General features: G+C 28.1%; 11 protein-coding genes. 10 read left to right on the top strand and 1 reads right to left on the bottom strand.

Annotation, left to right across the window (positions count from 1 at the left end; all coding sequences use genetic code 11):
- The 10 genes from ACTHW2_RS07470 to ACTHW2_RS07425 form a co-directional block, all read left to right on the top strand.
- On the top strand, nucleotides 1–351 hold a 351-nt coding region (locus ACTHW2_RS07470), incomplete at its 5' end, for an accessory gene regulator B family protein (RefSeq protein WP_442263322.1).
- Between the two features lie 159 nt (nucleotides 352–510).
- On the top strand, nucleotides 511–1,218 hold the full coding sequence (locus tag ACTHW2_RS07465; protein WP_442263321.1) for an ATP-binding cassette domain-containing protein: 708 nt from the start codon (nucleotides 511–513) through the stop codon (nucleotides 1,216–1,218).
- Between the two features lie 92 nt (nucleotides 1,219–1,310).
- Nucleotides 1,311–1,670 carry a hypothetical protein gene (locus tag ACTHW2_RS07460; RefSeq protein ID WP_442263320.1) on the top strand — a complete coding sequence of 120 codons (360 nt, stop codon included), beginning with the start codon at nucleotides 1,311–1,313 and terminating at the stop codon, nucleotides 1,668–1,670.
- A 259-nt stretch (nucleotides 1,671–1,929) separates the two neighbouring features.
- Complete coding sequence (locus ACTHW2_RS07455; protein ID WP_442263319.1) at nucleotides 1,930–2,355, top strand: DUF3887 domain-containing protein; 426 nt, start codon at nucleotides 1,930–1,932, stop codon at nucleotides 2,353–2,355.
- Nucleotides 2,356–2,459: 104 nt separating this feature from the next.
- A complete protein-coding gene (locus ACTHW2_RS07450) occupies nucleotides 2,460–3,161 on the top strand; it encodes a DUF1538 domain-containing protein (RefSeq protein ID WP_442263318.1) in 702 nt (233 codons plus the stop codon).
- A 927-nt stretch (nucleotides 3,162–4,088) separates the two neighbouring features.
- A complete protein-coding gene (locus ACTHW2_RS07445) occupies nucleotides 4,089–4,478 on the top strand; it encodes a P-II family nitrogen regulator (protein ID WP_442263317.1) in 390 nt (129 codons plus the stop codon).
- A 536-nt stretch (nucleotides 4,479–5,014) separates the two neighbouring features.
- On the top strand, nucleotides 5,015–5,443 hold the full coding sequence (locus ACTHW2_RS07440; protein WP_442263316.1) for a hypothetical protein: 429 nt from the start codon (nucleotides 5,015–5,017) through the stop codon (nucleotides 5,441–5,443).
- Between the two features lie 67 nt (nucleotides 5,444–5,510).
- The gene (locus tag ACTHW2_RS07435) at nucleotides 5,511–6,533 is read left to right on the top strand and encodes an ABC transporter permease (protein ID WP_442263315.1); all 1,023 of its coding nucleotides are present in this window, start codon (nucleotides 5,511–5,513) and stop codon (nucleotides 6,531–6,533) included.
- The gene (locus ACTHW2_RS07430; RefSeq protein ID WP_442263314.1) at nucleotides 6,530–7,816 is read left to right on the top strand and encodes an ABC transporter permease; all 1,287 of its coding nucleotides are present in this window, start codon (nucleotides 6,530–6,532) and stop codon (nucleotides 7,814–7,816) included. Before ACTHW2_RS07435 ends, ACTHW2_RS07430 begins: the two co-directional genes overlap by 4 nt.
- Entirely contained in the window at nucleotides 7,816–8,490 is a 675-nt protein-coding gene (locus ACTHW2_RS07425; RefSeq protein ID WP_442263313.1) for an ABC transporter ATP-binding protein, read from the top strand. Before ACTHW2_RS07430 ends, ACTHW2_RS07425 begins: the two co-directional genes overlap by 1 nt.
- 196 nt (nucleotides 8,491–8,686) lie before the next feature.
- On the opposite strand, the gene ACTHW2_RS07420 is transcribed toward ACTHW2_RS07425, so the two are convergent.
- Nucleotides 8,687–9,055, bottom strand: coding sequence for a hypothetical protein (locus tag ACTHW2_RS07420; RefSeq protein WP_442263312.1), 369 nt, complete (start codon nucleotides 9,053–9,055; stop codon nucleotides 8,687–8,689).
- Nucleotides 9,056–9,238: the final 183 nt, after the last annotated feature.

Here is a 9,238-nt window from a genome sequence, read left to right as displayed (position 1 = left end):
CTTAAAATATTAGGAACAAGTATTTTAACGGCTATGGTTGTACTTCTAAGTGGAATAATTTCAGGACAACCTATATCAGCTATAATTTATTTAAGTGTATTAATTTTACTTAGGAAAAATGTAGGTGGTTATCATAGTAGTACTTATTTAGGATGCTTAAGTCTTACAATTTTAAATTTCATGTTAATAATATTATTGCAAATTAATTTAAAACAAAATTATAAGGAAGTCATTGGAATCATTTTTATCATTTACTCTACAATAAAGATTTATATGATTAAACCGCAAGTAAATCAGAATAGGATTATTAATGACGAAGTTATAAATATTTGTAATTTTAAAAAAATATAAATTTAAGTGCTATTTTATTTATAACTTTGATAATCTATTATCTTACAAAGATAAATTTAATAACTAGTATTAATTATTTATTTGTTATTAGTAGCTCTTTAATGATAGTTGCATTAAATATTTATAAAACAGATTTAAAAGGAGGGAATACAATATAACATGAAATATAATATGGAACATATTATATTTAATCAAATTAAAAAGATAGGTAAATTTGCAAAAAAAATTGCAGAAGAATCACCCAATACAATTTCTGCTTTTGTTTTTTATGAACCCAAAAAAGGAGAAGTATTATTAAATAAAAAGCCCATTAGCTGTTATAAAAGAGAAAAATTGAATGAGGTAATAGGATCATTACCACAAGATTTTAAAATATATGCATTATCTATATTAGAAAATATAATAATGGATAGTGAAGATGAGAAAAAGGAAATAGATATAGAAAATATGTGTATTTTACTTAAAAATCTTGGTATATATAATAAAATAGAGAAATTGCATAATAAATTAAGAACTAAAATTAGTTATGAATTAGATTCCGATGGTACTAATTTTTCAGGTGGTGAATTACAAAAGATAGCTTTATCTAGAGTGTTATATCTAAATCATAAATTCCTTATATTAGATGAGCCATCTAGTGCTTTAGACTCATACTCAGAGAAAGAATTTTTTGACTCTATATTAAATAAATATTCTAAAGAAACTATAGTTTTTATTTCGCATAAACTTTCTAACATTACAAATGTTGATAAAATTTATTTTATAGAAAATGGGACAATAAAAGAACAAGGAAATCATAGAGAATTAGTAGAACTTAATGGTGCGTACAATAAATTATTTAAACTACAGGCTGCCAAGTATAAATAACGATAAAAATGAATAATTTATTTAGTTTAGAATAATGCTATTAGATAATATGAAACAATAATAATGTTTGTTGATTAAGGAGGAGACTATAAATGGTAAATTCAAACAATATTTCAAAGAGTTTAAAAGTATATTTTTCTATCATATTGGTGGTGCTCTCAACTTGGTATCTGACAACATATTTAGACATTGCATGGTTGGGTACTGCTATAAATTTGGTGTATTACGCAAGTTCAATTGTTGGTCTGTTCTTGTTATTTAAGATATTGCAAGGAGACTATAATCTATTACAATTTACCAAATATGTATATTTTTTTAATATAGCATATTTTTCTATAAATTATTTACTAGATTATATTTTACTTAATGAAGATAATAAATCTCTAATATATGTAATATTCTTAATAGCTGTATTTTGGTATATATTAAAGAAAGAGAAAAAAGTTAGATGAGAAAACTAAATAAGAATATATGAAAAACAATATTAAAATTTAAAACGATCAAAAAAATAACTTTATAGATTATTGATAATCTATAAAGTTATTTTACTATAGAAAATAAAATAAGTAGGAAAAGATAATTTTATTTAGGATGTTATAAAGGTTTTTCTTGGATAGCAAGCATATATACTAAGCTTTATAATGTTTTAATAGTGGGTATGTTATAGTAAATATATTAGTTAAAGTTCAAACTTATTTAAAGGAGGAAAATATGGAAAAATTCAAATTTAAAATTCTTGTATGCCTTTTGCTATCTTTTACTTTTCTAATAGGATGTACACGTTCAGAACTTTCCTATGATTTCAAAACAAAAGAAGTTAAAAATAAAGCTAAAGAAGTAGTAGAATTAATAAACAATGAAAATTCACAAGCTCTATTAGAAATGAGTACATCATCATTAAAAGAGGATCTTAGCGAAGAAAGACTAGAAAAAATTTATGAAGAGATAAATAAAGGTGGAAAATTTGATGAATTTGGAGAGATAAGTGTAGGAGGAGAAAAAGATAGCTATTCAGAAGAAGATTTTGCTATTACTGTAGTTAACACTAAATATGAAAATAAAGACTTTGCATATACATTTAACTTCAATAAAGAAATGGAACTTGCAGTATTTTATTATAAAGAGAACGAGAAGTAGTAAGCGTGACATAAGTTATAAACTCTCTTTTCACTAGATAAAAAAAGGCCTTATGATATACTATAATATATTATGATAAGTACAGAAGAATAGGAGAGAAGCTTATGAAGATACTTGAAATGTTGGCTCCTTTATGGGATACAATGAAAGGAATACTGCCTCTTACTATTATAATGGTAGTGTTTCAAGTTTTTATATTAAAAAAGCCTATAGATAATATGGGGAGATTTGGTATAGGAATAGTTTTTGCCATTATTGGACTGCATCTGTTTTTAAAGGGAACTACAATGAGTCTTATACCACTTGGAGATTCAGTTGGTAGAAATATCCATCTACTAGATAAGAAGTTTCTTATAGTATTGGTAGGATTTATAATAGGATACTTTGGAACACTAGTTGAACCTGCCCTTAAAGCTTTGGCACTAGAAGTAGAAGAGGTATCAGCAGGAGCAATAAACCAAACAGTTTTAATTCATGGTGTTGCAGCAGGTTTTGGCCTAGGAATGGGGATTGGTTTATTTAAGATTATAAACAATATTTCTTATATAAAAATAATAGTTCCACTTCTGGCTATAGTCTTAGTCTTGATATTTTTGACACCAAAGATGTATGTGGCCATTGCAATGGATTCGGCAAGTGCTACCACCGGACCTGTAAATATACCAATAAATATGGCTCTAGCCATAGGTATAGCTAGCGTTATAGAAGGGGTAGACCCCTTACTTTCAGGTTTTGGAGTTATAGGCCTTACATCTGTAGGGGCTATGGTGTCAGTTTTAATACTTGGTATATTAACTACTTTATAGGAGGTAACTAACAGTTACAGTAAATCTATATAAATATATAGACTTATAAAATGTTGACAGCCTCCCATGTTCATAAAGAGCATGGAGTGATAGATTAAAGCTATCCGAAAATCCTTTGAATTGCTGGAAACTCGTAAAGCTATCTAAACTACAACGTAATACTAAAGTATAAGCGTGAAGGTCGCGAAAGCAGAAAAAATTAGATAGATAGGATAAGGTTAAATCCTAAGTCCTCAAAGAAATCGACAATCAGCAGCGAAGCTTCTTTAAAATGAAGAACGTTCAACGACTATCCCAAAAGGGAGTACACTATAAGCTATTGATAGTGGAAGCGGAGGAGCGCCTGTAAGGCGTATGATATAGTCTACGCTTATGTGAAAGCATAAGAAGTTCATAAGAGAACTGTATATATTTAGCGGATATATATGAATGAGCATAAAATCTATAATTGTACCAGATGAACCTTGAAAACTTTATAAAAACTTATAAAAAACAATATTGTAATCTTTAAACTTATTTCAAAAGAATATAACTCTTATTACAAACATATGTTTAAACACTTCCTAAAGTGGTATAATTAGCTTAAGGAGGTGAAACATATGATTAAGTTAAAGACTTAGATGATTACTAATCTATAATATGTCTAAGTTTATACTTACCAAGGAGTGAATGAGCCGAAAACTGCGAAAGTAGTGACGAAAGGGTAGAACCTAGTGGGTGTCCAAGGAAGTCGAAAATATAAGCGAAAACCAAGCGAATATAGTAAATACAAGATACTTCACAAAAAAAGAAAACTTGTATATGTACCATGCGTTGTATGGGAATTTAAGCCCTTGGAGTGTTATATCAAACGAAAGTAGTTTAAGGCAAAATCGGATACGGTGAAGAGGGAAGATTATTTGGTAACGGTAATCACAGTTAAAATTTATGAGTTTTTATAAAGTTTTTATAGATAATTATAGATTTTATGCAACGGAAATGATGTTAGATATTAAATGTATAGTTGCGATAGTAGAAAGAGGAAAAGCTGAAAAGGTTATAAAAGCAGCTAAAAAGAGCGGAGCTAGTGGGGCTACAATTTTTTACGGAAGAGGGACGGGAGATTCAGAAGTAAAGAAATTCCTTAAGGTGAATATTGAAGCATCAAAAGAAATAATATTTATACTTTCAGAACGAGAAAAGTTAAAAGCTATTGTAAAGGCTATGACAGAGGCTGGAGATCTTAAAAAACCTGGAACTGGAATCATATTTACAATACCAGTAGATCACCTTATAGGGCTTCATCACAGAGAAGATTTTGATGACTTTGAAGATTAAAAAACGAGATAGTTTAACTATCTCGTTTTTCTATTCTGTAGTTTTCATGACCTCAGAGAAAATCTTTGCAAGATAAATCTATACCCTAAAAGAACCGTTCGGTCCAAAGAATGACCTCTTAGTCCAAATTTTAACAAAAATATAGTTATTTCTGATACAGTTATTATAACAGAAGGTGATAAAAATTAAAATGATAATTAAATTTTTTAAAGATTGTGCTTTGCAAGTATTTTAATTGCTATGATTGTATTTTTAATCGGAATAATTGTAGGACAATCCGTATCAGCTATAATTTACTTAGGTATATTAATTCCAGTTAGAAGAAGTTGAGAGTTCATGATATTAAAACGTATTTACGATACTTGTTTATTATCATTTCAGATTTTATGTTAATAAAGTTTATATATATTAGTAGTAAAACAAATACATTCCCTAATGTTATTGTTTTGCAGTTCTTTATAGGGAGAAAGAACAACTTAGGTATAGACCTAAGGATTACTAAAGTATAAAAATATAATATAAAAGGAGAAGATTGTATGAAGAAGAAATGTATGTATTTAACATTATTATGTGGGATTTTATTAATTTCATCAATAAGTTTAGCAGATTCAGTTGACGAGGAGTATAAAAGGACAGAGATTGAGATTGAGAGAGAAGAGAGTGACTTTAGTGTTTATAGCCTTCCCAATCTTAAGAATAAGTTCAGGGGATGGGGTGAGGAAAAATCTAAAATAATGTATCCAGGTAAATTTAATGAATATAGAAGATTTCAAAAGCGGGCTGTTGCATCTAGTGTAGGATATAATGGTAATCATTATCTTAGAGCTTATGTAGAACTTTTCAAGAGTAAGACAGACACTGATAGGGTAACTAGAAGTGGAGGGTTTACTTTACGATCAAAGTGGGCATACATGAGGGATTATGCAGTACCTGGAAGAGCTAGAGCCTTTTATGGGATAGATTAAAAACAAATTATAGATAATAGCCCCTATACTCATGAGTATAGGGACTATTATTAAGGGAGTAGAACATATGAGAATAAAAGTAAATACTATTTCTATGTTGCTTATAATTATAAGTATGTTAATATGCTTTACTATAATAGTTATGTATTCTGAATTGGACGAAAATCTAATGATAAATCGAATTAGTAGGGGTTACTATGGCGATGATGCAATTCAGTTTAAATTTAAAGATAATGAAAAAGTACTCGATAAAACTATAGAGCTATTAAAAAGTAGCAATCAGACAGATTTATCACTTATTTATGATGACTATGAATCGGGGCTAAGACAAATATATATCAAAGGTAAATATGATTCACCTCCCATGCTAAAGGGACGTTTCTTAAAAGAAAGTGACTTTTTTAAAAAGCAAAATCTAGCTGTAATCGGTAAAAATTCTTTAAAAGATATATATGATAAAAATGGAAAAGAATATGTACATATTGATGATAAAGAATTTGAAATTATAGGTGTAATGGGATATAAAACAGATACTATTTTAGATAATATGAAGGTTATAAATATGGACTCACTTAGTAAAAACTATGAAAATAGAATACATATATTGGATAATTATTCAAAAAACATGGGATTTAGGTCACAAAAGAATATAAAACAAATAGAAAAACTATTTGAGGATAATAATAGTGCAATTGAAATATTAGATATAAATCCTATTGGCGCAGATAGATTACTTAAAACAAATATAAATATAAGTATAGTTTTTACATTATTACTTATATGTTTTTTATTATGTAATTATACTATATCAATAGCTTGGATTGAGCATCATATAAAAGGAATAGGTATAATGAAACTTGTAGGCTGGACCGATAGAAATATCAAACATTATTTTTATACAAGATTTATTTTATACTCCATAATTGGAATGTTTTTGGGATTGGTACTATCTCTTATATTAAGTATTGAAATTAAAGACAATCTTACAATATTGTATACTTTATTATTTAATTTAACACTTAGTTTTTTATCAATAGTAGTCAGGTTGAATAAAGTAAGTAGTCTGTCCATTGCAGAGGTGATAAAATGATTGATGAAAACAATTCAAATAAATCTCCTTATATAGAGGAAGCCAGATTTGGTTTAAATAGAAACAAAAGATCCTTTTTTATCATCATTATTCAATGTATAATTTGTCTAGTATTAATATCCATAGGCTATAGTAATTTTAAACAAGGGCATAATAGCTTAAGAAAGATAAATGATTATTATAATCAAATACACTATTCTTTACATGATGTAGCAGATGAAGATGGTAGTTTCAGTAAATACTTAAAATCAGAAAAGGAATATTATAAATTAAAGAGCTTTGTAGAAGAATTAAGAAACAATGATAATATAGACTTTATTAATACTATTTTACAACCTATTGATATAATAAATAAAAATATCCCAAAGAAATTTTTTTATCAATATGAAGAAGGCTATGCGGAGCCAATACGTGAAGAAAATGAAATTAAGTATAGTTTTGTAAAAAGTACACAAATATCAAAAAATCTTAAAGATGTATTTAGTATTGAGATGGATTCTGGAAATTATTTTTCTGAAGAGGATTATATTTTAAATGACAATCTATATCATAATATAATACTAGGATATGAATATAAGGATTACTTTAAGATTGGTGATACAATAAAAGCTGAATATATATCTGAAAAGTTTAAATTACATGTTATAGGTTTTTTCCCTAAGGATACTAATATAGTAAGAAATAATGATGTGATAAGTTTAGATAGATATATTTGTATGCCAGCATTTACAGAACTAAACTATAATAAATTTGAGTATTTAACTTCTTTTGCACTATCACAACAAGCTAATGGACAAATATTAACACTAGATAAAAAAATGAATGTTGCAGAACTAGTTGAGCAGACTTCTAATAAATATGGGACATTTAAATTTGAAGTTTATAGTGATAATACAAATGAGACTAAAAAGCTTGTAAAGCTTTCAGATGATGTTCTTAGTAAAATTAGGATGATAACTATTATCTTAGTAGTATTTACAGTCATAAGTATTACTATGAGCATGCTTAGTAGAATACAGAAAGATTACTATCGTTTTGGGGTTCAATTACTATGTGGAGCTAGTATTTATAATATACTTTTACAAATATCAATAGAGTTAATTACAGTTATAGCTATAGCAGTCTTTTGCTCACTTATAATAAGTTCTTTTATTATAGGATTTGGAAACTATCAATTACTATTAATATTTGTAGGATTTACCATATTCATAACTTCTATGATAGTGCCCACATATGTTTTACTAAAAAAAGAAACAAGTCAATTGATAAGGGGAGAAGAGTAATGAAAAACACTATAAAATTGCTTAAAATTAATAAGTCATATGGAAATGGCAATAATAAGCTTCATGTGTTAAAAGATATATCACTATCGATTGATCCAGGTGAAATGGTAGCTATTGTAGGAAAGAGTGGGTCTGGCAAATCTACATTGCTAAACTTAATTGGGGGTATAGATAAACCGGACAGTGGAGAATATTATTTTAATGGTAAACAAATTAATACATCAGATAGAAAACAAATGGAAAGGTTTAGAAGAAATAACATTGGATTTGTCGTACAAAACTTTGCCTTAATAAATGATTTCAAGGTTTATGATAATATTGCTTTACCTATGAGATATCAGAAAAAAACAAATAATGAGATTAAAAATAGAGTTTATACTCTCTTTGAGAGTATGGATTTAATAGGTAAAGAAAATGAATATCCTACAGCTTTATCGGGTGGAGAAGCACAAAGGGTTGCAATTGCTAGGGCACTAGCATGTAATCCAGAACTTATATTGGCAGATGAACCAACAGGATCTTTAGATGAGAAAACTCAAGAAATAATATTAAATGTATTTAGAGAAATAAATAAACAAGGGGTTACAATTTTAATTGTAACTCATGACCATGATATTGCAAGAACTTGTGATAGAACAGTAGAGATTTCTGATGGCAAGATGGTTTATGTTTAGTTTGATTTTATGATATGAAATTAGTCTTATTAAGAGGTTTATAACTTATTAATAAGTTATAAACCTCTTTTCATGTAATGGGCTCAATTGTTTTTTATCTTTACATTATACATATTTTGCTAGAAAGTAGAAGTCTTTGTGATGTACTTCATCACAGAGTGAATTTTGATGAATTTGAAGATTAAAACGAGATAGTTTAACTATCTCGTTTTTCTATTCTGTAGCTTTTCATAACTTCTGAGAAGATTTCTGCAGTACTTGGTGGAGTATAAGTTATAGCATTTGCCCCAGCCTCTATAGTTTGCAGTATAGAGGCTTCAGTTGGGCCTCCAGTTGCTATAATAGGAAACTCTTTTCCATATTCTTTCCTTATTTCCTTGACAAGAGTTGTAGTATTAGTTCCGCCTGATATATTAAGAATTCTTGCCCCAGCTTCTACTTTAGCCTGATAATTATCGTATAGGGACCCAACAGTTGCTATAATTGGTATATCTATAGTATCGTACATCTCTTTTATAACCTCTGGTTTAGTTGGTGCATTTACAACTACGCCATAAGCACCCATAAGTTCAGCTTGAAGAGCTATATTTATAGATCGCTTGCCAGTTGTAACCCCACCCCCAACTCCAACAAATACTGGAACTGTTGCAACTTCAAGTATTGAATGTATTATAGACAGTTGTGGAGTAAATGGATAACCCTATGTGGTAGGATAGTTGTCGTAAACTAATAATAGTGTATAATTAAA

Source organism: Tissierella sp. (assembly GCF_052089545.1).
GTDB lineage: Bacteria > Bacillota > Clostridia > Tissierellales > Tissierellaceae > Tissierella_A.
The sequence above is the reverse complement of the archived record's forward strand: the minus strand, read 5'-3'. Positions and strand labels throughout refer to the sequence as shown.

Excerpts from the sequence above, each read along its gene's own strand:
- ACTHW2_RS07465 (WP_442263321.1), top strand. The coding sequence starts at position 511 with ATGAAATATAATATGGAACATATTATATTTAATCAAATTAAAAAGATA.
- ACTHW2_RS07460 (WP_442263320.1), top strand. The coding sequence starts at position 1,311 with ATGGTAAATTCAAACAATATTTCAAAGAGTTTAAAAGTATATTTTTCT.
- ACTHW2_RS07455 (WP_442263319.1), top strand. The coding sequence starts at position 1,930 with ATGGAAAAATTCAAATTTAAAATTCTTGTATGCCTTTTGCTATCTTTT.
- ACTHW2_RS07450 (WP_442263318.1), top strand. The coding sequence starts at position 2,460 with ATGAAGATACTTGAAATGTTGGCTCCTTTATGGGATACAATGAAAGGA.
- ACTHW2_RS07445 (WP_442263317.1), top strand. The coding sequence starts at position 4,089 with ATGAGTTTTTATAAAGTTTTTATAGATAATTATAGATTTTATGCAACG.
- ACTHW2_RS07440 (WP_442263316.1), top strand. The coding sequence starts at position 5,015 with ATGAAGAAGAAATGTATGTATTTAACATTATTATGTGGGATTTTATTA.
- ACTHW2_RS07435 (WP_442263315.1), top strand. The coding sequence starts at position 5,511 with ATGAGAATAAAAGTAAATACTATTTCTATGTTGCTTATAATTATAAGT.
- ACTHW2_RS07430 (WP_442263314.1), top strand. The coding sequence starts at position 6,530 with ATGATTGATGAAAACAATTCAAATAAATCTCCTTATATAGAGGAAGCC.
- ACTHW2_RS07425 (WP_442263313.1), top strand. The coding sequence starts at position 7,816 with ATGAAAAACACTATAAAATTGCTTAAAATTAATAAGTCATATGGAAAT.
- ACTHW2_RS07420 (WP_442263312.1), bottom strand. The coding sequence starts at position 9,055 with ATGGGTGCTTATGGCGTAGTTGTAAATGCACCAACTAAACCAGAGGTT.